This window comes from Fluviirhizobium alvei (assembly GCF_030551875.1).
Lineage (GTDB): Bacteria > Pseudomonadota > Alphaproteobacteria > Rhizobiales > Rhizobiaceae > Rhizobium_E > Rhizobium_E alvei.
The window spans coordinates 15,254-40,221 of record NZ_JAUOZU010000018.1 but is presented as its reverse complement, the minus strand read 5'-3'; the positions used below and the strand labels follow the sequence as shown (position 1 = coordinate 40,221).

23 protein-coding genes are annotated in these 24,968 nt (G+C 58.8%); 14 read left to right on the top strand and 9 right to left on the bottom strand.

Features of this window, described 5'->3' with window-relative positions; all coding sequences use genetic code 11:
• The first annotated feature begins 7 nt into the window (after nucleotides 1-7).
• From sctJ to sctU, 11 genes are all read left to right on the top strand, one after another.
• Complete coding sequence (sctJ, locus tag Q4481_RS21180) at nucleotides 8-844, top strand: type III secretion system inner membrane ring lipoprotein SctJ (protein WP_304378404.1); 837 nt, start codon at nucleotides 8-10, stop codon at nucleotides 842-844.
• Nucleotides 841-1,587 carry a hypothetical protein gene (locus tag Q4481_RS21175; RefSeq protein ID WP_304378403.1) on the top strand — a complete coding sequence of 249 codons (747 nt, stop codon included), beginning with the start codon at nucleotides 841-843 and terminating at the stop codon, nucleotides 1,585-1,587. Before sctJ ends, Q4481_RS21175 begins: the two co-directional genes overlap by 4 nt.
• Complete coding sequence (locus Q4481_RS21170; RefSeq protein WP_304378402.1) at nucleotides 1,566-2,231, top strand: hypothetical protein; 666 nt, start codon at nucleotides 1,566-1,568, stop codon at nucleotides 2,229-2,231. Before Q4481_RS21175 ends, Q4481_RS21170 begins: the two co-directional genes overlap by 22 nt.
• Nucleotides 2,228-3,613 (top strand): type III secretion system ATPase SctN, encoded by a 1,386-nt coding sequence (gene sctN, locus Q4481_RS21165; RefSeq protein ID WP_304378401.1) that lies wholly within the window; start codon nucleotides 2,228-2,230, stop codon nucleotides 3,611-3,613. Before Q4481_RS21170 ends, sctN begins: the two co-directional genes overlap by 4 nt.
• Nucleotides 3,610-4,113 carry a type III secretion system stalk subunit SctO gene (gene sctO, locus Q4481_RS21160; protein ID WP_304378400.1) on the top strand — a complete coding sequence of 168 codons (504 nt, stop codon included), beginning with the start codon at nucleotides 3,610-3,612 and terminating at the stop codon, nucleotides 4,111-4,113. The genes sctN and sctO overlap by 4 nt, the downstream gene beginning before the upstream one ends.
• Entirely contained in the window at nucleotides 4,110-4,910 is an 801-nt protein-coding gene (locus Q4481_RS21155; RefSeq protein WP_304378399.1) for a hypothetical protein, read from the top strand. Before sctO ends, Q4481_RS21155 begins: the two co-directional genes overlap by 4 nt.
• Nucleotides 4,907-6,010, top strand: coding sequence for a FliM/FliN family flagellar motor switch protein (locus Q4481_RS21150; RefSeq protein WP_304378398.1), 1,104 nt, complete (start codon nucleotides 4,907-4,909; stop codon nucleotides 6,008-6,010). Before Q4481_RS21155 ends, Q4481_RS21150 begins: the two co-directional genes overlap by 4 nt.
• A gap of 87 nt (nucleotides 6,011-6,097) precedes the next feature.
• Complete coding sequence (gene sctR, locus Q4481_RS21145; RefSeq protein ID WP_304378397.1) at nucleotides 6,098-6,748, top strand: type III secretion system export apparatus subunit SctR; 651 nt, start codon at nucleotides 6,098-6,100, stop codon at nucleotides 6,746-6,748.
• 12 nt (nucleotides 6,749-6,760) lie between these two features.
• Nucleotides 6,761-7,030 (top strand): type III secretion system export apparatus subunit SctS, encoded by a 270-nt coding sequence (gene sctS, locus Q4481_RS21140; protein ID WP_304378396.1) that lies wholly within the window; start codon nucleotides 6,761-6,763, stop codon nucleotides 7,028-7,030.
• A 7-nt stretch (nucleotides 7,031-7,037) separates the two neighbouring features.
• Nucleotides 7,038-7,913 (top strand): type III secretion system export apparatus subunit SctT, encoded by an 876-nt coding sequence (sctT, locus tag Q4481_RS21135; RefSeq protein ID WP_304378395.1) that lies wholly within the window; start codon nucleotides 7,038-7,040, stop codon nucleotides 7,911-7,913.
• Nucleotides 7,910-9,028, top strand: a complete 1,119-nt coding sequence (gene sctU, locus Q4481_RS21130; RefSeq protein ID WP_304378394.1) for a type III secretion system export apparatus subunit SctU — start codon at nucleotides 7,910-7,912, stop codon at nucleotides 9,026-9,028. The genes sctT and sctU overlap by 4 nt, the downstream gene beginning before the upstream one ends.
• A gap of 26 nt (nucleotides 9,029-9,054) precedes the next feature.
• Here the strand turns inward: sctU and Q4481_RS21125 are convergent, their stop codons facing one another.
• From Q4481_RS21125 to Q4481_RS21115, 3 genes are all read right to left on the bottom strand, one after another.
• Nucleotides 9,055-9,519, bottom strand: coding sequence for a type III secretion system chaperone (locus Q4481_RS21125; protein WP_304378393.1), 465 nt, complete (start codon nucleotides 9,517-9,519; stop codon nucleotides 9,055-9,057).
• 235 nt (nucleotides 9,520-9,754) lie between these two features.
• Nucleotides 9,755-10,360 (bottom strand): hypothetical protein, encoded by a 606-nt coding sequence (locus tag Q4481_RS21120; RefSeq protein ID WP_304378392.1) that lies wholly within the window; start codon nucleotides 10,358-10,360, stop codon nucleotides 9,755-9,757.
• 132 nt (nucleotides 10,361-10,492) lie between these two features.
• Nucleotides 10,493-13,120 (bottom strand): FHA domain-containing protein, encoded by a 2,628-nt coding sequence (locus Q4481_RS21115; protein WP_304378391.1) that lies wholly within the window; start codon nucleotides 13,118-13,120, stop codon nucleotides 10,493-10,495.
• A gap of 753 nt (nucleotides 13,121-13,873) precedes the next feature.
• On the opposite strand from Q4481_RS21115, the gene gspD reads away from it, so the two are divergent.
• Entirely contained in the window at nucleotides 13,874-16,078 is a 2,205-nt protein-coding gene (gene gspD / locus Q4481_RS21110) for a type II secretion system secretin GspD (protein WP_304378390.1), read from the top strand.
• A gap of 248 nt (nucleotides 16,079-16,326) precedes the next feature.
• On the opposite strand, the gene Q4481_RS21105 is transcribed toward gspD, so the two are convergent.
• Both Q4481_RS21105 and Q4481_RS21100 read right to left on the bottom strand, forming a co-directional pair.
• The gene (locus tag Q4481_RS21105) at nucleotides 16,327-16,821 is read right to left on the bottom strand and encodes a type III secretion system chaperone (protein WP_304378389.1); all 495 of its coding nucleotides are present in this window, start codon (nucleotides 16,819-16,821) and stop codon (nucleotides 16,327-16,329) included.
• A 112-nt stretch (nucleotides 16,822-16,933) separates the two neighbouring features.
• Nucleotides 16,934-19,936: a coiled-coil domain-containing protein gene (locus Q4481_RS21100; RefSeq protein WP_304378388.1), complete on the bottom strand. Its 3,003-nt coding sequence runs from the start codon at nucleotides 19,934-19,936 to the stop codon at nucleotides 16,934-16,936.
• A 423-nt stretch (nucleotides 19,937-20,359) separates the two neighbouring features.
• Between Q4481_RS21100 and Q4481_RS21095 the strand changes: the two genes are divergently transcribed.
• Together Q4481_RS21095 and Q4481_RS21090 are read left to right on the top strand one after the other, a co-directional pair.
• Nucleotides 20,360-20,668 carry a hypothetical protein gene (locus Q4481_RS21095; protein ID WP_304378387.1) on the top strand — a complete coding sequence of 103 codons (309 nt, stop codon included), beginning with the start codon at nucleotides 20,360-20,362 and terminating at the stop codon, nucleotides 20,666-20,668.
• Nucleotides 20,665-21,342 carry a L,D-transpeptidase gene (locus Q4481_RS21090; RefSeq protein WP_304378386.1) on the top strand — a complete coding sequence of 226 codons (678 nt, stop codon included), beginning with the start codon at nucleotides 20,665-20,667 and terminating at the stop codon, nucleotides 21,340-21,342. Before Q4481_RS21095 ends, Q4481_RS21090 begins: the two co-directional genes overlap by 4 nt.
• 56 nt (nucleotides 21,343-21,398) lie before the next feature.
• Here the strand turns inward: Q4481_RS21090 and Q4481_RS21085 are convergent, their stop codons facing one another.
• The 4 genes from Q4481_RS21085 to Q4481_RS21070 form a co-directional block, all read right to left on the bottom strand.
• Nucleotides 21,399-23,219: a hypothetical protein gene (locus tag Q4481_RS21085; RefSeq protein WP_304378385.1), complete on the bottom strand. Its 1,821-nt coding sequence runs from the start codon at nucleotides 23,217-23,219 to the stop codon at nucleotides 21,399-21,401.
• A 3-nt stretch (nucleotides 23,220-23,222) separates the two neighbouring features.
• On the bottom strand, nucleotides 23,223-23,756 hold the full coding sequence (locus Q4481_RS21080; protein ID WP_304378384.1) for a hypothetical protein: 534 nt from the start codon (nucleotides 23,754-23,756) through the stop codon (nucleotides 23,223-23,225).
• 57 nt (nucleotides 23,757-23,813) lie between these two features.
• A complete protein-coding gene (locus Q4481_RS21075) occupies nucleotides 23,814-24,269 on the bottom strand; it encodes a tetratricopeptide repeat protein (RefSeq protein WP_304378383.1) in 456 nt (151 codons plus the stop codon).
• 146 nt (nucleotides 24,270-24,415) lie between these two features.
• The gene (locus tag Q4481_RS21070; protein ID WP_304378382.1) at nucleotides 24,416-24,949 is read right to left on the bottom strand and encodes a hypothetical protein; all 534 of its coding nucleotides are present in this window, start codon (nucleotides 24,947-24,949) and stop codon (nucleotides 24,416-24,418) included.
• Nucleotides 24,950-24,968: the final 19 nt, after the last annotated feature.

Below are 24,968 nucleotides of genomic sequence, written 5' to 3'. Positions count from 1 at the left end.
ACTCGTGATGGAAGCTTTTCGTACTGCGTATTATGCATTTGCCGGCAGCATCAGGCTGCTTGTCAGGCTGGTCATTGTTTCCAGCCTGCTGCTTCTGGCCGGCTGTTCAACGGAGCTTTATTCCAAGCTGTCCGAGACGGACGCCAACGAAATGCTGAGCGTGCTCCTGGCCAACAATATCAATGCCGAAAAGCAGCCAGGCGCCGAAGGTACATTCAATCTTGTCGTCAGCGACGAAGAGGTTCTGCGCGCGCTCGATGTGCTGCGCAATGCCGGTCTCCCCCGCGCCACCCGGGAGAATATGGGCCAGGTCTTTGCCAAGTCCGGCATCGTTTCCTCACCGTTTGAGGAACGCGTCCGCTATATCTACGCGCTTGGCGAGGATGTTGCCGCAACGATCCAGCAGATCGATGGGGTGCTCACCGCTCGTGTGCATATCGTGATGCCGGAAAAAGCGGAACTGGGCCAGGAGATAAAGCCATCTTCGGCGGCCGTTTTCATCAAGCAGCGTCCGAATGTCGATCTCGACTTTCTCGTTCCGCAGATCAGGCGGCTGGTCTCGAACTCGATCGAAGGCGTCACTTTCGACAATGTCACCGTTGTTCTTGTCGAGGCCATGGACACGCCACCCGCTGCAGCGGGCCGTGACGAGCCGAAACTCGAGCAGATCCTGCCGGGAGTGACGATTGCGGCGGCTTCCGCCTCGGGTGTGTGGATCTGGATATCGGTCGTCGGCCTCGTCCTTGTCGGCCTGATCGCCGGCATCGCCGTCCTTGCCTGGCTACTCTTGCGCAAGAGGGGACCGGCGGGTGCAACCGGCAGGGAAGCGGAGGCCGCACGTTGACCGAGGTTCCGCAGTCGATCCGGTTGATTGCCCGCCTGGCGGAAGTCATGGCACGACCTGCCGAGCATTGGCCGCAGGAAATGACTGGCCTTGCAACCATGCCTCCTGACACCGTCTCCGGCCTTTATCGTGGCAGCCGAAGCGCCCTTTTCCAGAAGGCGTTGGCGATCGATCTCAAACTCGCCGACATCAAAATCGACGACAGTTTCATGGTCGACCTCCGAACCGTTCCCGATATGGCGCATGCCGTCCGTATTGCCTGCGCGCCGATCGCCGAAATCATGGTGGCGCTGCGCCATCTGGCGGCCTGCATCTATTGCAAGGCGGTCAATGGCGCGGTGCGGAAATCAGACCGGGAAGCGATGCTTGACATGCTGGGCGTCGACGGTCTTCTGACCGCCCAGCGGCAGGCCGATGTCTTCTGGCCATCCTTGTCTGGCCTTGCCGCTGTCACGACCGGGCTGGCCACAACGCCCGCCGAACCGCCGACATCCGATGGACCATGGCACAGGCCGTCCACAAGCAAGGCCATCACCGCAAGGCCGCCCGCACTTCAGCACGCCTACGCCGTCCTGCTTGGCCATGTGAACGCGCTTAGTGAAACAGTCAGCAGGATATTGCAGGCACGACTGGGCACAGTACCGGCCAGCTACGGGCCACAAACGCTGTCCCCGCAGCAGGATCGGGATATCCGAGATCTTCTGGAGCGAAAGGTACCGACATGGTCGACTACTATCGCCTGAAGGAGGTCGGGCTTCAGATTGGCGCAGGCACGCGCATCATCAAGCGTGCGGAGATGGCCGATGTGGAAAATGCCACCGATATCATCATCGCCGCCCGGCAGAAGGCTGCGGAAATCGTGGCCGAAGCCGAACGGTTGCGCGAAGCGGAGCGCCGCCGCGGTTATGAGGAAGGCTTGAAGGCCGCCGAAGTCGAATCCTTCGAGCGCTTGATCCGCGAGCAGACATTGTTCGACGATGCGCTGGAACGGTCACGCGGCGAGATCACAGAGCTCGTTCTGCGCTGCACGCGCGCGATCGTCCAACATCTCAATCCGGTGGATGTCGCCGTCTCCATGACACGTTCCGCCCTTGGCCGCATGCGCCGCGAGAAACGGTGCCAGCTCTATGCACCGGCAACGATCGCGGCTGAAATCCAGACGCGTCTGGAGACGATTCTGGCCGATTTTCCGGAGATCGAGCTGGTCGATGTGGTGGAGGATGCAAGCCTCAATGCACCCAATGTGGTCCTCGTGTCGGCGCTCGGTCGTGTCAGTTGCTCTGTCGATGAAGCGGTGATGGCGCTCGAAGCCGCGCTGCATGGTGGCATGAGCGGCCGCACGCGACCGGAGCCGGCAGCTGTGCCTCAGTTCGGGGTAGAGCCATGAACCTCAGAGCGCGCGCCCATGACCAGAGTGAGGAAATCACCCGCCGGGAACAGTCGATATGCTCGTTCCCGTTCGATCAGGTCGCCGCGTTGAAATCGCGCGCAGGCGATTACAATGCTTTCCCGTTGCTCGGGCTGGTCAAGAAGGTCGTTGGCACCATCATCCATGCGTCGGCGCCGGGCGTTCAGGTGGGCGAACTCGTGGAATTGCGTACGCCCGCCACCGGCCACAGGTTGATGGCCGAAGTGGTGGGCTTTCTGGGCGACGAGGCACTGCTGTCGCCGATCGGCGAAACCCAGGGCATTGCGCCGCATACGGAAGTCGTGCCCACGGGCCGCGTCCAGTCGGTGGCGGTCGGCGATGGCCTGCTGGGTCGCGTCATTGACGGGCTGGGCAACTTTATCGACGGCGTCAACCGACCTTTCGAGCCCGAGACCTATTACCCGATCTACCAGCTGCCGCCGGACCCGATGAAGCGGCGAGTCATCACCGAGCATCTTTCGCTCGGCGTACGAGCGCTCGATGGACTCCTGACCTGCGGCGAAGGCCAACGCATGGGCATTTTCGCCGCCGCCGGCGGCGGCAAATCCACCCTCCTGTCGATGCTGGTCAAGGGCGCCGACGTAGATGTAACGGTGCTGGCGCTGATTGGTGAACGCGGCCGCGAAGTGCGCGAATTCATCGAGCACGATCTTGGCCCGGAAGGTCTGGCAAAATCCGTGATCGTCTGCGCAACCTCCGACAAATCCTCGATGGAGCGCGCCAAGGCAGCCTTTCTGGCGACATCGATTGCGGAGTTCCACCGCGACAAGGGCCGCAAGGTTCTGTTTCTGATGGATTCCGTCACGCGATTTGCGCGCGCGCTGCGCGAAATCGGCCTGGCCGCCGGCGAGCCACCGACCCGTCGCGGCTTTCCGCCATCGGTATTTGCCAACCTGCCCAAGCTTATGGAACGCGTCGGCATGAACGAGAAGGGTTCGATCACCGCTCTCTACACCGTGCTCGTCGAAGGCGACGACATGAACGAACCCGTGGCCGATGAAACCCGTTCGATCCTCGACGGGCACATCATTCTCTCGGCCAAGTTAGCGCAGCAGAACCACTATCCGGCGATTGACGTGCTCGCCTCCAAGAGCCGCGTCATGACCAAGGTCACGGCACCTGATCATCTCGAAGCCGCCGGCGCCGTCAACGAGCTGATGGCCGTCTATAACGAGGTCGAGCTCTTGGTGAAGATCGGCGAATACAAGGAGGGGTCTGATCCCCGCGCCGACCGCGCCATTCGAAAGGTCGAGCAGATCCGGTCCTTCCTGCGCCAGAAGACGACCGAGCTGACGCCATTCGATGAGACTGTCGCCATGCTGAAGAAGGTGGCCTCATGAACGCGCTCGTCCAGTACAGGACACTGGCCAGGGTCAAGTCGCTGCGGGAGCAGAAGGCGCTGGAGGCCCTGCAGAAGGCCAGGCGGGAGGAGCTGGAAGGCGAACGCAAGGTGGAACGCCTGACAGAACAGCTGGCCGAAAGCGCCCGAACGCTTCCCGATCGTATCCATGCCCTGTTTCAGGAAATCATCGGCACGCCGGTTGCGCTCGACGACATCGACGACGTGAAGTACCGCGCCACTCTTCTTGAGGAAGAGCACCAGAAGATTGCCGACCGCAAAGCGCGCGCCGAACACACCTTGCTGAGCCTTCGCGAACGCACCAGGGCAGCACTCGCCGCCTACAAGGCCGCACAGATCGATCGCGAAAAGTATGACGACCTGATCCGCGATCTGAAAGTCGAAATGCTGGCAGCCGCGACGGCCGCCGAGGAAGTCGAAGTCGAAGATCTGTTTTCCCGCCCGCGCATGATGAGCGGCAGGAAGGAGGCTACCCAATGAGCATCTTTGATCCCACGCGCCCAAACCAGCTCAATCCCTTCCGGCAGAAATCCGGTCACGATCTCGGAGGCTATCAGGAGGGTGAGACCGGAAAGCAGCTCGAAACGGGCCTGAATTCGCAACAAAGTTTCCGCGATTCCGCCAACCAGGGCCACCAGATGCGTGACCGCGAGAACAGGTTCGCCGCCTCGCTCAAAGCCCAGCTCAGCCATGGCAAGCAGCCGAAGCCCGACCGGCATGGGCCGGACGACGAGTTCCATCTGCTCGCCCGTATCATGCCGCGAAAAGACAATGAGCATGACAAGGCCGTCAAGCCGTCCACGATGGAACTGCCCATGCAGCTCTCCTTCATGAATCCGGAAGGCGACGGGGTGCTGCTGACGGTCAAGGTGAATGTGGAGCCGAAGGCGCTGTCGCAGGAACTCGCAAACCGGGTCCGGCACGTCGCCAAGATCGTCGGCGATCAGATCAACGCCAACCTCAGGACCAATCTCGAAGGTGCTGGCAAGGATGGCGTGCGCTTCGATATCCAGGTGCAGGACAAGGGCATCGCGCTCAACGGCATCTCGGTCCACAGCCAGGGCAATGTGATCACGGTGACAATGCGCACGGTCGAAGGGGCGCTTGATCCGGAAACCCTGAATTCCCTTGCCGCCTCGCTCGCGTCCAGCCTGTCCATGCGCTTTCCGAGGAAAGTCATCGAGATCGCGGGCCGCATCGATACGAACGCCAGAGAGAACAAACATTCAGAAAGAGGCAGCGGCGATGAAATCGCCGCCATACTTGGCAAAAAATGAACGAACACGCCTCTTTGCATATTGCGGCGGATGCCGCCACGACAGCCGATGAGGTGGCAGACGACACCGCAGCCGGAGCGATTGCCGCTGCCCTGCCCAGGATGATGTTGGGCAGAGAGCAGCTGGACCTATGGAATGCGCTGATCCGAACGCAAGGCAAACTCGTCCATGCCGGTGCGATGCAGCTGATTTATGAGCAGGTTGCGGCGGGTGACGATCGCCTGTTCCGTCAGCAGGTTGCTTGGAACGACGCCCATGGCGAACATCACGCATTGCTGGCGCTCGAGGAATTCTCCTTCCGGGAAACGCATGGCGCCGAGCTGACCATGGAATCGCTCGGCCAGATGCCCGAGGCAATCGCTTCCGTTCTGGAAAAGAGCGCCCTCGATATAATCGCCGAACGACTGCAGCAGGCAGGACTGAAGGGACGGCAGGTGGCGCCTGTGATCGCGCCGGCCGAAACAGGCAGCATTGAAGTCAGGGTCAGGATCGGCGGGCTCTTTGCCGAACCTGTCGGATTTCGGTTGAAGGGAACGCCCGCCGCCCTGGCGCTTCTCGCCGATGTTGGCAGCCTCTCGGCACTCAGCGCCGTGCCGGAAATCGCATCCTCGATCAACCTACCGGCAAGGATCGAACTGGGAGCGGTCGTGTTGGCGGCTCGCGATGTCGCCGATCTCGAAACAGGAGATGTCCTGCTGCTGACAGAAGAGCGGGATCGGGCACCGATAACGATCTTGGTGGCTGGCCGGCGGCTACTGGCGGCTAACCATGAAGGGCAATGGATGATCAGGGAGACAGGAATGGCCGACGAGGATCCGCAGATGGGCAGGGAAGAAACGGATCTGGCTGAGATCGGCTCCGCCGATCAACTTCCCGTCCGCGTTCATGTCGAGCTGGCCAGTCTCGATCTGCCGCTTTCCCAACTTGGATCCTGGGTTCCCGGTGCGCTCGTCGATATCGGCCTCGGGCCGCTTGCAAACGGTCTGCCCATCACATTGCGCGTCGGCGGCAGGAAGCTCGCTTCCGGCAATCTGATCACCATCGACGATCGCTTTGCCGTCCGGCTTTCGACGGTCGGCATGGCGCCTGCAAAGAGCTGAGCGGGAAGATCAAACGACACACCCGCGGCGCGCGCGCCGACCTATAAACGACTGTCCGTTCACTGCTGCACAACCGTGGAAGCACCCATGATCGATCCGCTTAATCTAATTCTCATCCTGGCGGTCGCGGCCCTGCTTCCCTTCATCGCGACCGTGGCAACCTCCTACATCAAACTGTCGGTGGTTTTCCTTCTGTTGCGCAATGCACTGGGCGTGCAGCAAATTCCGCCGAATTCGGCACTGAACGCGCTGGCCATCATCCTTTCCGGCTACATCATGACGCCGGTCTTCTATGAGACGGCAAACATCATCTCGGCGGGCAACTACCGTTTCGACACCGTGGAAAATATTTCGGCCACCTTCAATGCCGCCAAGGGGCCGCTGGTCACTTTTCTCAAAAGCCATGCGGACCTCAAGGAAAAAACCTTTTTCCTGGAGGCGGCAAGCCAGCTCTGGCCGCCGGCGGTCCGTGCCACACTGACCGAGGACTCGCTTGCCGTGGTGCTTCCGGCCTTCACAGTCAGCGAACTGAGGGAAGCCTTCGAAATCGGCTTCCTGCTCTATCTGCCCTTCATCGTCATCGACCTGATCGTCTCGAACATCCTGCTCGCCATGGGCATGATGATGGTGTCGCCTTTGACGATCTCCCTGCCTTTCAAATTGTTTCTGTTCGTCATGGTCGATGGCTGGTCACGCCTGATCCTTGGCCTCGTGACCTCCTACCAGATAACACCATAGCGGGATCAGGCCATGAGAGCGGATGAAGCGCTGTATTATGTCACGCAATCGATGACCCTGGTCATGGTGCTCTCCATGCCGCCGATCATTGTCGCTTCGGTCGTCGGCATCATTATTTCTCTTTTGCAGGCGCTGACACAGATCCAGGAACAGACGTTGCCCTTCGCCATCAAGCTGCTGGCGGTCGCGCTGACGATTGCAGCCATGTCGGGCATCTTGGGTTCGGAACTGCTTCATTACACCGAGGGCATTTTCAACGACTTCCCGAAGCTGGTGAGGTGACCCCGCCTTGGGAGAGCTGATCCTTTCGGTCATCAACGAATACAAGCCTTATCTGCTGGCCCTGCTGCTCAGCTTGGCGAGGCCTCACGCCTTCTTCTCGGCGTCACAGGTCCTGGCTCCCAGTGCCGTACCGCGGATGGCACGAAATGCCGCGATCCTCACCATCGTCGTCCCTATCGTGCCGGTCAACATCGCCTATGCGCAGATCATCGAACCGTCGCTCTGGACCTATGTGATGCTGTTCGCCAAGGAATATGCGCTTGGCTTCCTCATGGGATATGGTGTCGCCTGGCTGTTCTGGGCGGTCCAGACCGCCGGTGATTTCATCGACAACCAGCGCGGCGCGGCGATCGCGTCCTCCATCGATCCGCTGCAGGGCCATGAAGCCTCGCCGCTCGGCAATCTGTTCAGCCAGGCCTTCGTCACCTATTTCTTTTCCATGGGCGGCTTTCTTCTGGTGGTCAAGCTGCTTTACAGCTCCTTCTCGGCCTGGCCGGTGATGCGGGGATTGCCGCTTCTGTCGCCCGAGTTGCCGGCTCTGGCACTTCAGATCATGGACAGCGGCATGCGGCTGATGTTCGTGCTTGCCGCGCCCGTCATCGCCATCATGTTTCTGGCCGAATTCAGCCTGGCAATCGTCAGCCGTTTTGCACCGCAATTGCAGGTCTTCATTCTGGCCATGCCGATCAAGAGCGCGCTCGCGCTGATGATCCTGATCTTCTATTGCGTGACCATGTTCGAGGTCGCCTACAGGAATTCCTCCTCGTTCGAGCCCTACATACGCAAGCTCTACGCCATCATGAACGCGGGAGATGAAGCGGCGCGGACCATCACCTGGCCCACTGTTCCAACCGTGCCACCCGCGGGAGACAGGGCGCCATGAGCGAAGGTGGGGAAAAAACAGAGAATCCGACACCGAAAAAACTGCGTGACGCCCGCAAGAAGGGCCAGGTCGCGCGCTCGCAGGAACTCGCCACGACGATTTCGCTCTTCGGCGTCATCGCGCTCATCTGGATGATCGGATCCATCTACTATCAGCAGCTGGTGGGGATGATGGATACGGTGGCGCAGCTGGCCGCCAATATGGATGGCCACAGCAAGACCACCATGAATTCCGCGGTCGCCATCGTCTACAAAATCGGAACGGACATCCTGTTTCCGATCCTGGGTGTGACGATCTTCGTGGGGATTGCCGCGAACTATATTCAGTTCGGCAGCGTCTTCTCGCTCGAGAACCTTATGCCCAAGCTCGAAAAGATTTCGCCCGGCGCCGGTTTCAAGCGGATCTTTTCAGTCAAGCAACTGATCGAGACCCTGAAATCGATCCTGAAAATCGTTTTCCTTTCTGTTCTTCTCTATTTCGTCATTCGCAAGATGATCGGCCCCTATATCACGGCGGTCTATTGCGGCATGGATTGCCTGATGCAGGTGACTGTCCATTCCTTGCTCCTGGTTTTCGCCTATAGCGCGCTCGCCTTTACGGTCGTCGCCATCGCCGATTTTGCCTATCAGAAACACACCTTCACCAAGGGTCTCATGATGTCGAAAGACGAGGTGAAGCGCGAATACAAGGAAAGCGAAGGCGACCCGGTGGTGAAGGGCCAGCGAAAGCAATTGGCCCATGAATTGCTCATGAGCGATCAGGTAGGACAGGCGCGCAAATCCACTGCCGTCGTCATCAACCCGACCCATCTGGCCGTCGCGCTCCGCTATGAGGAAGGGGAAATGCCGCTGCCGATGGTGGTGGCAAAGGGCCGCAATCTCAATGCGGTGGCAATCCGCGCAGCGGCGGAAGAGGAGGGCGTACCGATCTTCCGCAACGTTCCGCTTGCCCGCAACCTGTTTGCCGATAGCGAACCCGGCGAATATATCCCCGACGAGGCCTTTGAGATGGTTGCAGAGATCCTGGCCTGGGTCGCGCGAAACAGGGATCGGCTCTACCAGGGGCCACTGCCCCACGGCGTTCTCGACATGGATAACGAAAAGCTTCCCGACTGAACCCGTTTTGGATCGAATGCCAGGCTCTATACCCGGATCAGTGGACCGCCCTCGCCATCCTTCGACAAGTCATCTGCACGCACCGGACTGCCGGGATCTTTGGCGATCGTGAGATCGACATCACGGAAAGTCATGACTGTTTTCACGAAATCGAGCACCAACCGGTCCAACGCTTCGCGGTCGACGAGTTGAACATCGACCCGCTGACAGAGAAACGGCACACCGCGGGCATCGAGCGCAAAGCGTGCCGCGCGCAGGCCCTTGTCGATGGAGTTCAAACGCAAGAGAGCCTGGAGCTGTTCAACGGACACATAACGATCCGTAGCGGTCGTATAGGCCGTCAGTTCGAGTTCGTGATCGGAGATGCGAAAGATATAGAGGGAGATCTGGTCCTCGATGATGAGTTCCGCACGGCCAACACCGTCGAATTCAAGCGTCGGAGCGCCAACAATGTCCTTCAGCGCCTCAAGGGCGTCTCTTACGTCCCTCACCTCTGGACTCCCACTGCACTCCGGCAGAGCAATGCCGCAGGCTGCGCATCAGATTTGCTTGCGGTTCGATTGTCAAACACGGTCGTCTTCCGAGTAAGTTGGTCGCCGCCCATCGGATCGACGGGCGTTGCTTGCGGGTCTGGGCAAGCGGCCGGATCTGGCAGCGATAAATGACGAAAACCTCTTCCGGGGGCACATCGCGCTGACCATCCGGCCATTCATCGCACCAGTCCGTTCAGCCCTCCTGCGATTCATTTGGCATGATGCCGAACTGTATCCCGATGAGGATGCGCTGGGCCGTATGCTGGTCTTCGCGATACTTGGGATTATGGCGGCCGCGCTGAGCCACCTGCATCAGATGACGGCGGGCCTCGGCGACCTGATCGCGTTCGAGCGCATTGAGCCCCAGCAGCAGATAGACCCTGGGATGCGCGAGCTCCTGCTCGATCAGCCAGTGGCAAATCCTGTCGGAAAGATCGCGCGCATCGGCCCCGGCTGCAATCGACGCCAGGCCGAACAAGGCCGGCAGATGCGGATTGCTCGGAGCCGTCATCCTGCCATAGCAATAGGAAATCACGAAACCGAAGGCCGCATTCCGCCGGTGTCCGGCCTGATGATCGCGGCAGGCTCGTTCGTAAACCGCCATGATCGGCACTTCCTTGCCGTCGAAGCTCTCCTGATACTGGCGGATATCGCCATCCATCAACCAGGCACGAATGAAGTCAGCCATCACCGGAGCCATATCACCGAGAGGGGCCCAGAAATCGCTCCGAGAAGCAGCCTCTATGATCTGAGGTACCTGTTCGACCTTCAGCACGGCATGCTCATCCTTTGCCTCCATCCGCAAGCTACTCGTCACCCACGCCATGGGCGCCAAAGCGCGAATTGCCTGAGCCTGCATTATGGTCTTACCTTTCCTTGCCACGCCTTACTCCCTTCATAAGCAGAGAGTATCATCGTGTGCGTTTAGTTCCTAGCGTATCATCCACGGCATGGACTTCGGATAAACTTCCGCCACATAGCCGTTCGGCACTTTCACGAGAACGCCCAGCTCGCCGATACTGGCAATTCGGCTGTTCAGCGACGGCGCTGCACCCTCAGTCAGCTTGTCGCCATTATCCAGCTGGATATATCGTGAACCGTTCGTATTGGCGCCCGCGAGCGCCAGAGTGTATGTCGGTGAACTGCGAAGCAGGAACCGGATGAAATCGGGATTGCGCCCGACTTCTTCCAGATAGATCGAGCTTTCAGCCAGTTTTGCGATTTCCGGATCCTTCTGGCGAAGAAGGCAATCGCGGACGCGATCGGGCGACAGGCCTGCCTCGAGCAGAAGACCGTAATTGTCGATGAACAGATCGTTGATCGACACATTTTCCGAAATGCTCAACAGATCCAGCCAGAAGATCAGTGTCGGCAGGACGTCCGGCGTGATGTTCGATCCCTGCCAGCAGGCGCTGGCATCCTGCGGGCCGGCCTTTTCGGCAATCAGCGGTCTGATGGCCGCCTGCTGTTTGACATTGACCGAAATCCGGTCGAGCGCCTGCTGCACGTCCTTGCCGCGTTCGGGTCCCAGGAGATCATTGAGCCGGGTACTCTTGTTGAGTTTGAGAATGGCGGTTGTCGCATCCCTGAGCTGGCGAACCGCCTTCGCCGCTTCCTTGGTTTGCGTGAGCTGGGCGACGTCCAGAACGGGCGGCGTTTCAGCTTTTTTGGTGGTATCGGATTTGTTGGTTCCATCGGTCGCCGGCTTGGCAGGCACCTCGGCTTTTTCGGTGGCGGCGGGCAACTCAGGTTTGGACATGTCGTCGGCGACAACTGGCGATGATTGATCGTCCGGCGTCTTGACCACCGCAACGTTGACCGCTTCGGCGGTATCACTGACCTTGTCGGCTGACTTGTCGACAGCGTCCTCGGTCGCATCGGTCGTGTTCTTGATTGTGTCGTTCTTGTCCCTGGTCGTATCCGGCAGCCGGGCGGTCTCCGGACCTTCCTTCGCCCCTTCGTCGTCAGCAGGCAAATTGTCGGCGGCAGGCGTCACGCCAAGCGCCTGCATCAGCGATGTATCCGAAGGATTGTTCGGTTTGGACCTGTCGTCCGTCAGCGCCCTATCGGCATCGGCAGCCTTGTCTGTATCGGGATCGGTCGCAACTTCATCAGAATTGTTCTGCTTGTCAGCAGTCGTTTTCCGAACTGAATCCGGCTTAGCGGGATCGGCCTTTGAAGCGTCTGCCTTGACAGGATTGCTTTGGTCAGCGTCGTTCTTGCTCTTGGAAGGCGCGACAGCATCAAGCAGCTTTTCGTAGCTTGTCTGGTTGTTGAGAAACATGTCGAGCGGCACGCGGCGACCCACAGTGCCCGGCGCAGACTTCTCGCTCGCCAGGATGAGGGGCACCGAGGCTGGGGCATCGTCTGTCGTCTTGACTGTGTTGGCAGGACCGGGCGCCGCCGGATCTGTCTTGTTGACGATGACCGTCTGCCCCTCGATCCCGACATAGGAACGCAGGGCCATGATGTCGGCGATGCTCGCGGCATAGGATTTCAGAAAGCCGAGCCAGGCATCGATCTGGTCGTTGCGGATCGCCCCGGTCGCCTCGATCAACTGACCACCGCTATCGAGCGATGCCAGCCTGAACAGCACACCTTCGCCCACCTTGGCGCGGCGCGCGAGTTCACGCACATTCTCGAGCACATTTTCTGCTGTCTCGACCTCAGAGCGAACCCCGGAAACACCCACGACCTGTTGACTGATCAACGCACTCAGCTCATCGACCTTCGCCTTGTCCAGTTCCCGCCCCTTGAGCACGATCTGGCCATCCTTGGTCATGTCGAAGGTAAGCGGCAATCGCCGCACATCGATCAGGGAGGTCACTTCATTGCGAACGACCTCGCGCGCCCACAGGCGCATTCTCACTTGCACGCCACTGGCCGCCACAGCATCGTTGACAGCGCGACGTTCGACCAGGCTATCGACATAGCCGCTAGCGAAGATCGACCCATCAACCTCTTCAATGACCTTCACCTGGGCTGCAAACGGGAACCTGGCGATTGCGGCGCGGACAACCTCGACATCGCTGCTGTTGCTGCGTTTGATCAGGCTGGAGATCGAGCCCTGCGAGTTCGTAAGCCCAATGGCCAGGAACGTGACAAGCACGACAAGTGCCAGAACGGGCAGGCCATATCGCATCAGCGTGCCGGAATGAACGGGCAGGCTGCTCTCGGTACGAACGGTTTTTTCAGGCGACGCGTTGGCCGATGCGGAGGCAAGAAGCCCCGCCCAGTTGGCGCTCGCCTTGCCGACCGCAAAGCGTGTCGCGCCTGTGGTTACGACATCGAGCTGGTCGATATCGTGCCATGCTGTCTCTCCGGCGTTGAGGATGAGACCGGTAGAGGTTGAAATCGAGCCGCTCCCGGCTGTGATGGAAATCCGCCCATCGGCAATCCGCAGCCGACCATGCTTTCCGCTCAAGGCGACATCGGTAATCTGCAGATCATCGTCGCGGTCATTGCCGATAGAGTATTCGCCAGATTCAAGGGCGACCTCGACCCCGTTTTGCGGGCCGTTCAGGATCTTGAAGATCATGCTCTGACTGGGGTCTTCCATACTCTAGCCCTGATTGATGCGAACTGCGGCGTTGCTGCGCAGGACGCCCCTTTCCCCTGGCCGTCCGACTGTTGCTGCCCAAATGGCAATTTGAACTCTGGGCGCTCTCCCTTCAAAGAGCGCGTGACCCCAACAACCATTTTTATCAGGCTGCGAGTGTGACCATGGACACACCGGCTCAAGGCACCATCAGCTTCGCGCAAGGCAAGGGTTGAGCCGAATTGATAGCGGCAATCGCACAAGCAAAGGCTTTTTGAATTTTAGTTGCCGCATAAGTTTTTAATTTCAATAGCTTACAGCCACGCGTGAACGGACCGCTCCGTCAATCAACCCGAGCCCAGCCAGCAATGCCGGGATCCATCCCTGTGTTGCATGGAGTGTCATGCGATACACCCAGCACCAGAGGCTCAGTTAATACCTTACTTAATGACGCATTTACGATTGCCGCATGCATCCAGCCACACATGTCGTGGATCTGTGAGGAACAAGAGCCGGGATTGCAATGGCCTGTATTGAAGCGCTCTGGGGATGCAGAAATCCAGGATGTATTGTGTCGCGCAGAAATTGAAAATGCAAGGGTCGGACCATTCTATTTATAGAAATAGGTCCGTCAACTGGGTGAGGCAATGCTGAAAACAAAACTATCATCTGGTATAGGATATTTAATTCGACATATATTTTTTCATTACACAACAGAGAAATCTGAAAATACATCTATCCGCCTTCTGAATTCGACGAATGCTTGAGGCGGACATGAAGACCATTGCCAAAACCGGTGTTGCTCTTGTCCTCGCGGCCACGATGGCGGGATGTTCAGCAACCGATCTCACCTCAGGTCTGGATACGGCCGGGCCGCGTCTCTACAGCCCGAACCGCAATACGGAAAAGGGATACATCAACACGCGCGCCATCAATGACGCTGCGGGTCGTCCGATCTACGCAAAGAACGAATATTACGAAGCGAGCCTCAATGAGGGTGATGGCCAGCCGGTAATCACCGGGCCAGACGGCAACCAGCCTGACGAAACCGGCGTTCCCGGCGGACGCCGCTTCAAGCCCGGCGAAAAGGTTACGCTCAAATTCGACAATGAACCGCTGTCGAAAGTCATCCAGCGGATGCTGGGAGGCATCTTGCGTGTCAACTACGTCGCCCCTCCCGATTTGCAGGGTTCGGTGACATTCAAAACCGAGGAGCCGATCCCGGCCGATCAGGTCCTCTTGGTTCTTCGCGATCTGCTGGCGCGCAACAATCTGGCGATCCGACGTGTCAGCAATGTCTATCACATCGACACGCCAGAGAAGCTCGAAGCGCTGCAAACCAACAGCAACGCGAGCCAGCTCGACAATGCGACGACAAAGGTCATCAAGATCCCCAACGGCCGCGCCGTCGAATTCGCCCGCGTCATCAGTACACTCGTCCCCGCGGGCACACAGGTTTCGGCAATCGAGTCATCAAGCTCGATCCTGGTGAAGGGCAGGCCAGAGGATTTCGAGTCGGTCAGCTCGCTCATCGATACGCTGGTACAGACCGGCGTGGTCGATCAGCGTATCGCGATCATACCGCTGCGCGAGGCAGCGCCTGAACAGATCGCCGAGCAGATCATGAAGGTCTATAGCGCCTTCGGCACTGCAGCTGTCGTGGTTATCCCGCTTGAAAGCCGGCAGGCCCTGCTCGTTGCCGCCACCAGCAATTCCACGATCAACAATATCAGGCGGCTCGTCCGCCAGCTCGATGTCAATCTGTCCGAAAAGATGGACCTTCGCGTCATCCAGCTCACCAATCTGAATGCGAAGGAAGTGGCCGACGAAATGACCAAGCTATTCGGCGGCGAGGTCGCAGCAGTTGAGAATGCCACCGATCAGGCAACGGCGCCGAACTCCAACGTCACCGCCGCCGCCAAGGATCTCGCTACCCAGGGCGTCGATGCCCGAATGGGCACAGACCAGGATGCCAACACGCAAGCCGCAGCCAGCGAGAAGGATGGCGTGAATTATGATCCGGCCGCCGCTGACGAGAATGCGGCCAACGCATCGGCAACATCGATTTCCCCGGGCAGCGATGGCATCAGCATTGTGGCGAACGAACGTTCGAACTCGCTGCTGATCCGCTCCTCCTTCAAGGATTACAAGCGCATCAAGGAGGTCGTGGCGGCACTCGATGTTCCGGCCGGCCAGGTCGTCATCGAGGCGACAATCCTTGAAGTGACAATCAACGATCGCCTGCGTTACGGCGTGCAGACCTTCCTGAAGAGCAAGGGCCTGTCGCTGCGTTCAGCCGAACTCACTGCCCCGGCCGATCCCGGCAATGCAGGTTTCACCGGTGTCCTGTCGCAAAAAATCGGCTCCGTCGATGTCGGTGCGGTCGTGGATGCGCTGAAATCGATTACCACCGTCAAGGTCGTATCCTCGCCCTATCTTACGGTGACGAACAACAAGGAAGCACGTCTGGCTGTCGGCGACCAGATTCCCTATACCACCACATCCCAGACCTCGAACTCCGGCGGTGCGGTCACCGTCACCCAGGAGGTCAACACCCGTGACACCGGCATCATTCTCAAGGTCACGCCGCTGATCAGGCCGGACAATTCCGTGACGCTGGAGATTTCGCAGGAAGTCTCGACACCGCGCGAAGAAGCTACGGGTGACTCGAAAGGCACGAACCCTGTGATTGCGCAGCGGTCGATCGAATCCCAGATTACCGTCGATTCGGGCGCCACCGCGCTGCTCGGTGGTCTCATACAGGACCGCATGAACAAGACGAAAAACGGCATACCTGTTCTGGGCGACGTGCCGGTGCTGGGGACACTCTTCAGCCAGACCAATACCACCAACGCCCGGACCGAACTGGTCGTCCTGATCACGCCGCGGGTTGTGCGTCGATCCAACCAGCTCGAATATCTCACGGAACAGTTGCGCTGGCAGACATCGATACGCCCGAACTCGGTCATCAAGAAGTAGCCGCCGGTCTATTGAAACCCGCCTCCGGAGCAGATTGTCGGAGGCGGCTGTCCCAGGCAGGGGACTCACTCAACCGGCCATCATTGGCGGAAAACAGCGCGACCAACGCCCTGTAAAAATCGTAGATATCCCAATAGATTAAGCCGATCCAAGACGAACTTGGATCGGCTTCCATTTGACGCGCTGTTTGCCGGCCTTGTGAGCCAGAATTGGGTGCGCAACCCTATTCAGCTCGAGGATGATCCGGCTCAAAGCCGGATCATGCCGCCGAAGCCGGCATCGTCGCGGCCCGATACCGCTGGCTGCGCCGCGACAGGTTCATCATGATCGCCGATGGTGCGGGCGGCCTCGACAAGTGTGTCACTTCCCTGGCTGAACCAGTAAGCGCCAGCACGCACGAACGCCTCGGTGCGGCGGTCCACGATGCCGGGGCTCATCTCGGCAACGTCCCAGCGCTCGCAGTAGATGGCCTCGAGCTTGACCGGGTCGAGCGCCAGCCGGCCGAAACCGGTTGCCTGGCCGAGAAAATTCGCCGCCAGCATCGCCGCCATCATGCCATGCGTGGCGAAATCGAGGTTGGGCAAGGGGAACGAGAGTTCCAGCATGTTGGAATCGATACGGGTGATATAGGCGACGAAACCGTTGCCGAAGTCGATTTCGACCTGACCGTCGGCGTTGAGTTCGATACCGGACATTCCGAGCTTGGCGGACATGGCGTCAAGGACATGAGCGATCGTTGTCATGACATGGGTCTTTCTGTTTGCTAAAGAGTTTGATTGGGAACGTGCGTCCGTGGCCTTTGGAATGGCCACGGAGGAGAGCAACTGCCGGCTAACGACCGGCGGCAGATCAGGCTCATTCGATGTCGCGCAGATTGAGAATGTTCTTCGATGTCGCTTCGGGCCGCAGCCCGGCCTTGATGAACATCTGGTCCTGACGTTTGGCCAACTCTACTGACAGACCGAAGATATCCAACGCAAACTGACCCTGCGGCCCTTCGGTTTTGACATTCAGATACTTATCAACCTTGCCGGCCTTCGGATCCTTGAGGTTCGACTGGTTCGCACTGTCCTGGGAGAAAGCCGAGACCATGCTCATCAGACGTACCACGGACTTGGAGATCTCGTTTTTCGCGTTGGCGACCGGCAAACTGGTGGTGATTGCCGGGTTGATGACCTTCAGGAAAAGCTGGTCGGCAAAGATCTTGTGAACGAAGATGTTCTTGTCACGCTCGGTAAGACCGTTACCGCGATCCTGTTCGCCCACTTTTTCATCAACGGTTGGCCGCTCCAAAAACTGTTTTGAAAGTTCGCCGAACAGTTTCTTCACCCCGGGCGGAATCTCCAGCTTGCCAATCTCCTCCTGCAGCCTGATCGCGATTTTCGCAATCTTCTTCGCCACCCCTTCGGTCATCCCGTTGGCCCAACCGGCGATCTGCTCCTTTTGGATTCTCTCCATCAATGCCTTGATGTCCTGGTCTTCATCCAGTTCTTTCGCGAAATTGAACACCAGATCAGTGACCTGGTCCCTGAACGTTTCCATTCCGGATGCATTCATCAAGGTTGCCATGGCAACCGCGATCTCATCAGATCCGGAACGAAGAAATGTCTCGGCATTGTTCGATTGCGCGAGACCATCCATGACAATTGGACGGTAAATCTCTTCCTGGCCTTTGGGGGACTTGATGTAGACGACCTTGGCGGAAACGAGTGCCAACAGTTTGGCGCGCTCCTCGTGGCCTTGATTGCGCAATTCCTTGACGATTTCGCCTATGGTTTCGGGATGGAAATCCTTGATCTGATGGACTTTGGCGCTCTTGACCATTTCATAGACCTGGTCTTCCATGAACTCTTCGAACGTCGGCGCACCCGGATCCTGACCAATGGCAGCATAGTCAGACTTGAGATCCGCCAGCATCTTGCGCATGTTGAGGCTGACCTTCGGCAGGTCCTGCTTCATGTTGAGAGCCTTCTGCTCCTCGATCTCCTTCCTTCTCAGGGTCTTTGCGGATTCGCTGAGCTTCTCGTCGATGCTCTCATCGGTCACATTGACGTTGAAATGGTCAAGCGCCAGCTTGGTCTTGTAGCTGAGCGTAGGCTTGTAGTTGTTCTCCTTGATTTCCTCGTCGCGATCCCGACGCATTTGCTTCAATTCTTCAGGCGACGACTTGATCTCGCGGAGTTCAATCTCGGAGATGAGAGTACGCACGAATTTCGCTTTCGACTCATGACCGATGGATGCGAACTTGTTTGCGAGTATCTGGAGGTCCGCCAAAGACACTTCCGAAAGGTGCAGGTCGCTGGAACTTGCGACCAGATTGCGAGCATTCTCTAGTCGAACCATATCAGGCGTGGAACCGTCGATATTCAGTTTTTTTATTTTTTGCTTGGCATCCTCAATCTTCTTGTTGCAATCCTGAAGTTCTTTAATTCGCAATTCTACCTTTTCGAGATTTTTGTTCCGGGTCTCTTCACTTACAGACTTCTTTATTGCCTCCTTTAAGTGATCGACATAGCCCCTCAGCTTTTTCTGTTCTTTTCTGAGCCCTGCCAAATCTCTTTCAAGTGACGGAAGCTGACCCTTCAGAGATTCGAAATCTCTGCGCGCATTCCCTTCCAGCTTTGTCAGCATGTTGCTGATCTTGTGGAAGATCTTGCTGTCCTTGTAGGTGTCGCCCGTCCAGTTGATGTTAAGGAAAGCCTCCATGGCATCCACATTGTGGACGTTGTTCAATTCCGGGCGCGATGGTTCGAGAAAGAAATGCTTGCGATCGAGCCGAGCCTCATGACCGTCTTTGGAAGGGTGGGGAACAGAGGTTTCGACGAACAAATCAGAGAGAGCGAACTTGAACGACTCCCAACCTGTCTTCATCTTCGAAAACACGTCAGCCAGCTTTTCCTTGGCCCGTTCCTTGAAGGGTTTCTTAATGTCGTCGTTCAGGATCTTGCCGCCATCATTGACGCCGATGCCCGCTTCGATTTCGCCGTGCTCTTCAAGACCGAATTGTTGAAGATCGGGAAGATCTTTTGCCACAACGACCTGCGGGTTCTGATTGCCCGGCTGAACTTCTGGCAGGACCTCCGGCTTCACCTCGGCCTTGATTTCCGCCTTGGCCCCGACCTTGGCATTGCCCCAGATCGCCTTTTCGAGCTGACGCTCGACCCAATCCTTCTGCGGCTGGGCATCGTTTTCCTCGGTGGTATCCGATTCAGTCTCTTCCTCCACGATCGGCTGCTTCTTCAACTCGATCGATGCCACGGTCTTGTTTTGAAGCGTCGAGAGATCATTCGGCCCGAAGTCGAAATCCTCCGATTCCTCAAGGTCGTCATCGACGAATTCCGAATGCGTATCGTCCTGCTTCGTCACTCTTTCGAATTTGATTGGTTCGCTTTTGGATCGACCGCGCGTTTTGAAACTCGAATCGTCGGACTCGTGATCGTCTTCCTCGCTGCTTTTCGCTTCCTGGTCGAGCAGGTCCACAATATCGTTCTGAAGCTTGTCGGTATCTTCGAACGTATCATCGTCATCTTTGGAGCTTGCGTCGCTGTCATCATCTTTCTTGCTGACACCCTTGGCATCATTCTTGACGAAGCCGTGGTCCTCGGCTTCGTAGTCTTCTGAATCATAATCCGTATCTTCGTCGGTCAGGATATCGAAGTCGTCATCCTGCGTGCTGCGATTGACAGCCTTGGTCTCGCCCTGACCGGTCTGAGAAGCCTTCGACCCAATCCCGCTTGGAAGAGTCGGGGCATTCTTCAGCGCAAGACTGCGCGCGATCGGCACCGTCATCGACTTCGCGCGCTCGCGTTGAAAATTCTGAGTGCCCTGAATGTTTTTGCCAATAACTCCGCCAACCATGGTTCGTCCCCTGTCTTGAACATCAACTGGGCATAGATTTTCACAGCCGTAAGTGCTGCCTTGTATCGGGCGACACCGTGCCGAAGATTTTGTTGAGAGATGAAAAGAATACTGGCTTTGCCTGTTCCGGCATTGCTGTCTTGAGGCTTGCTTGCACCGGGCGCGCATTCGTGGGAATCTGGTAATGGCCGTTGACGGCAGCGCGCATTGTGTTTTTAAACAGTGCGTCAGTCAGGAACGATGGTGCCGCCAGTGGCAAGGTGGCAAGCAATAGCGAGAGCAGCGTTCAATGATCGGCAGTGCCGGAAGCGAGCTTGAAAGGACACGATTGCAGCGCGGCGGCACTGTTGCGGATTGCGCCGCGCCGATGACAATTCCACCCATTCCTCAACCCCTCGCACAGGCGATTGCTTCTCGGGTTCCATGATACGAACGGTCGGCAACAATGGTGGCACTCCCATTGATCCAGCGACAAGGCACGCTGGAAAGGATGCTGTCGCCAACAAGATCGCCAAAGCCGAAACCCTGGGCGCGTTGAAAATTCGTGCCGGCAACGGCGAGGGAATGCCGACGCGGATGGAACAGAGCGGCGCCTCCTTCAGCAACTTTTCGGCGCAGCTCGGACTCGGAGAAGCGATCCTCGAAGGCACCGGCGCCCAGCAAACAGCCGAAACCCTCAGCCGCCTTCGTTCCGAGGCCCGGCAGCAAACGAAAACCGACCGTGATCCATGACCATGCGTCTTGAACGCCGCGCCCTTCTGGGGATAATGGCAGCCTCGCTGCTGCCGCTTGCGGGTTGCACCACCACCGGAACGAGACGCAGCACCAAGACCGAAAGCGGCAGAGCATCGGAAACACTGGTCGGAATCGACTATGTGCAACCACTCTACAATGAGCCCTATTTCGTCCCCGGCATCCGTCCTGGCACCCTGCCCGAGAAGTTCCAGCGCCATGTGGTCGCCAACGCAACCGGATATCCACCCGGCACGATCGTGGTCAACACCAGCAAATTTTTCCTCTATCTCGTCCAGCCCGGTGGCAAGGCGATCCGCTATGGCATCGGCATTGGCCGAGACGGCTTTGGCTGGAAAGGCGAGGCTGTCGTCGGCGCCAAACGGGAATGGCCGAACTGGAGACCGCCAAACGAGATGGTGCAAAGGGACCCCCATCTGCAGCCTTTCGCGAACGAACCGGGTGGCCTGCCCGGCGGCACGAACAATCCCATCGGCGCCCGCGCCCTATATCTTTACCAGAATGGACGCGACACACTCTATCGCATCCATGGCGCAACAGAGGCGGAATCGATCGGCGCTGCGGTCACATCTGGATGCGTCCGCATGCTCAATGTCGATGTCATCGATCTCTACAATCGCGTGCCCATCGGCGCCAAAGTCATCGTCCTTTAGCCCGACAGACATCGCCATATTCAGGTCATGGAAACGCTCTGAACGACAATCCTTGGTCAGATATGGAATTGCTTTCTGCGCCGCGGTCGTTTGGCCGCGTCTGCAAGTTCGGCGAGCCATTCGGGAATGTCCATACCGTCCTCGAGAACATCCTTCAGCGATTTCTCGAGCAACTTGAGCGCAGAGACAAGGCCGGCAAGCCAGGCCAGCAGGGCGGGACCGTTCTTCTTTTCGACCCGGCTCACCAGTTCCTGCAATGCCCGCAACAGGCGGAGATTGGCCCCGATCGACACAAGATAGGCCAGCAACTGCTCAGGCGTCATCGGCGCCTCATTCGCCTCCGTCGTCTCGGCCAATTGTACGAGCGCATCCGCCTGTTCGGCCGCAGCGGGGTTTTCGACCAGTCTCGGCGGCGGCCAACCGGGGATCATCGCGGCGTTGAGAATGACCGACGAAAATGACTTCCAGTCCTCGCCTCCCTCGGTCGGGGGCGCGAGCGCGACCAGCGCATCGAGTATTTCCAAAACCTTCGCGCCAGAAAGGGCCACGGCCGGCCTATTGGACGCGCTGAATCCAGCGGATGCGACTTCTGAACCATCTGAAGCGGGCGACGTACTTTCCAGACCGGATCTCTCCGTGGCCTCTGCCGGAACTAGAGGCTCGCCATGGGCCTCGGAAGGCGGCCGGAGCGGCCCCGCGACCGGTAACTCCGCAGTATGCGCCCTGGCTTCCATGGACCGCGCGGCCTCAGCGGTTTCCAATAGCAATCGGGCACCGGCAGTCTGCCTGGAGATCAGCCGCGCGTCATCGCCCGATCGGCCATCCGGCACCTCTGCCTGCTCCGCCTCCAGCGACGCGCCGGCAATCGAAGGCCGCGACAAGCGAGCCGGATCCCGATCCCGTACCGTGGTGTTTTGCTGAACCGGCTCGTCGTCGCTGTTCAGGAGGATCTGTCCATTCTCCCTGAGTTGCGGATGGGTGGCCGATGTTTGAGGCCGGTTCCTCTGGTTTCCCTCGACGATGGATTGCAGTGTATCAACCGCCTGAGCCTCGCCAAACAGCGAGACTGCAGATGCCAGCAGCGTTTGCGGCTTTTCCAAAGCTGTGCCACCGCGCTTCGCAGCAGCAGGATCTGCGATGGAACCACCACCGGCGGCCATTTCGCCGTCCGGTGCCGGATCTCCCGGCGTCACGGTCTGGACCGGCAACGGCGCGACCGAGGTCTCATCAGCCAGAGTTTCCATTGTCATGAATGCCTGCAGGGCCAAGGCAGCGTCGGTCGTCAGAACCGGCAAGCCCGGCCTGCCAGTATCGGGCAATGCAGCGTCCGTATTGGACTGCATCTGCGGTTCGGCGGCGGCCAGTTCTACCGCCACGGCAGACACCAGTGCCTGCGCGGCTTGCATTGCCGGCCTTGTCAAAGGGGCGTGGTCATTGGGCGTACTTGCGGCGCTGCCTGTCCCGGGTTCCTGGATGGTCGGCTGACCTGGCGCAACAGTCGCGGTCTGCCTGCCGTCTGGCGACCCACCCGGTCGGGCAAGACCTGCCAGTGACAGGGCCGCGTTTCGCGGTCCGGATGGCCAGCGCACGGCCTCGCGTTCTGCCCCTTCAAGCCCTTGATCGAGCGCCGCGCGCATGTCGTCATCGAGGCGATCGGGAATGTGGTCGATGTTTGAGGGTGCCGGGTTACCGGCTGCAACCGAAACACCGGGCCCGACGGCAGGTGTGGACAACGCTGTATCGTGCGGGCGAGCCGGTTGATCCGCGGGCGCTCCCTCTGCTTCGCCCGGCCCGGAGGAAACGACATTCCTGCTGATTTCGATTGCCGCAAAGCTTTTGACCAGTCGAAAAAGGGAAAGGTCAAAATCGTTGCTCATGGCTCATCCTCTCGCCCGACGCTGCAGCGCCAGGCGGAAGAGATCCATCTCCTCCCGCATGTGCGGTGTAAGATCGTCCAGGCGCGCTTCGATCCTCGGCAAAAGAGCCAGGGCGGCCTGCATCTCGGAACGCCGCATGTGAATTTCGAAAATGTGGAAATGGGGAACGGCCCAGTCGCCACGCAGGCTCGATGCCGTCGAAAAGGCAACCATTGCGCTGTCGAAATCATCCCTCAGCCGCGCGCAGATGCCAAGACCCATCCAGTGATCGGCGCGTTGGCCGTCAAGAACGCAGAGCGCGCGGAATGTCGCCTCCGCCCGATCGACATGGCCCGCGTCGAAGAGGGCGAAGGCCCGTCCGTAAAGCGCTTCGAGAAGCTGCGGCGACAGGCCGAGAAAGGTTGCCAGAGGCGTCCCGCTATCAAGCGCCTTCACCAATCCGGTTGACCGCCCCGGCAACAACTCGTCGAGACAGGACTGAACAAGATCCAGATCCTCCCCCTTAAGGTCGAAAGCGCGTTGCAAGACTCCGGTCATCGTGTTTGTTCCCTCGCAGCCTCTCTGTTCCCTGCCGGGCTCGACATCAAAACAGCATCAGCTAACTCGAATGCCGGCCAGCAGCCGTTCGGCAAGGCCCAATGTCCGGCTGTCACCAGTTTCGCTAGCGATCGCGATGGCGGTCTGCAGATCCTGCCGTGCCTTGTCATGCATGCCGAGGCCAAGGCTTGCCCTGCCCGACAGATAATAGCCGCGCGGTTCCTGCGGATTGATCGAAATGATCAGTGACGCCGCCGTCATCGCAAGTTCGAAATTGCATTCGGCGATCGATGCATCGGCCAGACCAACCTGAAAGCCCACTTCTTCCGGTGCCATCACGGCGAGAACGCTGTAAAGCTTCAAAGCACTGGCAAAATCGGCTGAGGCCATCTTGAGATGCGCCACATGCGCCATGGTCCTGAGCTGGGTGATATCAAGGCCGAACTGGTCGCGCAGAGCGGCAATGACGTCCAGCGTGCCGGCCTGGTTTTGAACGATAGCGATCTGGTCCATATTCACGTTCCTCATCTGGGATCTGACCCTGTCCGGACGGCTTTGCCAGACGGTCACGGTATTATTCTTTGCCTGGCGCGCTCCATAGAATGCCAGGCAGGGGTACGGAAGAACGCAGGCGTGTCCGGACCGAAATGCCTTTGGGTTTATGGCCGGAGAACCAAGAACTCTTCCTCGTTGGCATGGTGTGTGCCGCTGGCGATATAGGGCGCGCCACGACCGACCGACGAGCCACCTGCCGCAAGATGCGCACCCTGCCACTCCAGTTGCTCCATCACATCCTCGATTGCCGATTTCATCTCCCGACCGATCTGGCCGAGCGGATGAGAAAGCGCCACCCGGGCCGTAACAGCCAGAGCTGGTGGCTGCTCTATGGCTCCGGATTCCTTCAGCCCGGCAGCCGCACGGTTGGTGGCTGACAGGCCGAGTGCGGTCATGAGGACCTGGCGTATCTGCTCCTGCCGCACGGACCGGTCGTCCGCAAAACGGGGCGGGTCGTCTGCCTCGACGATCACTGCGCGGCCGTTGGGTGCGAGCCGCAGCGAAATGCCGACGGGCTTATCGTCGATCTCGAACTCGATCCGGTGATGACCCGACACCAGCTCCGGTCGAAGAGGGGCAGGCATGTCGAGCACACGGTAAAGCGCATCGACGGCCTGCGCAAAGGATAGGTCAGCCATGGTCTTGCTCCGGATGTTG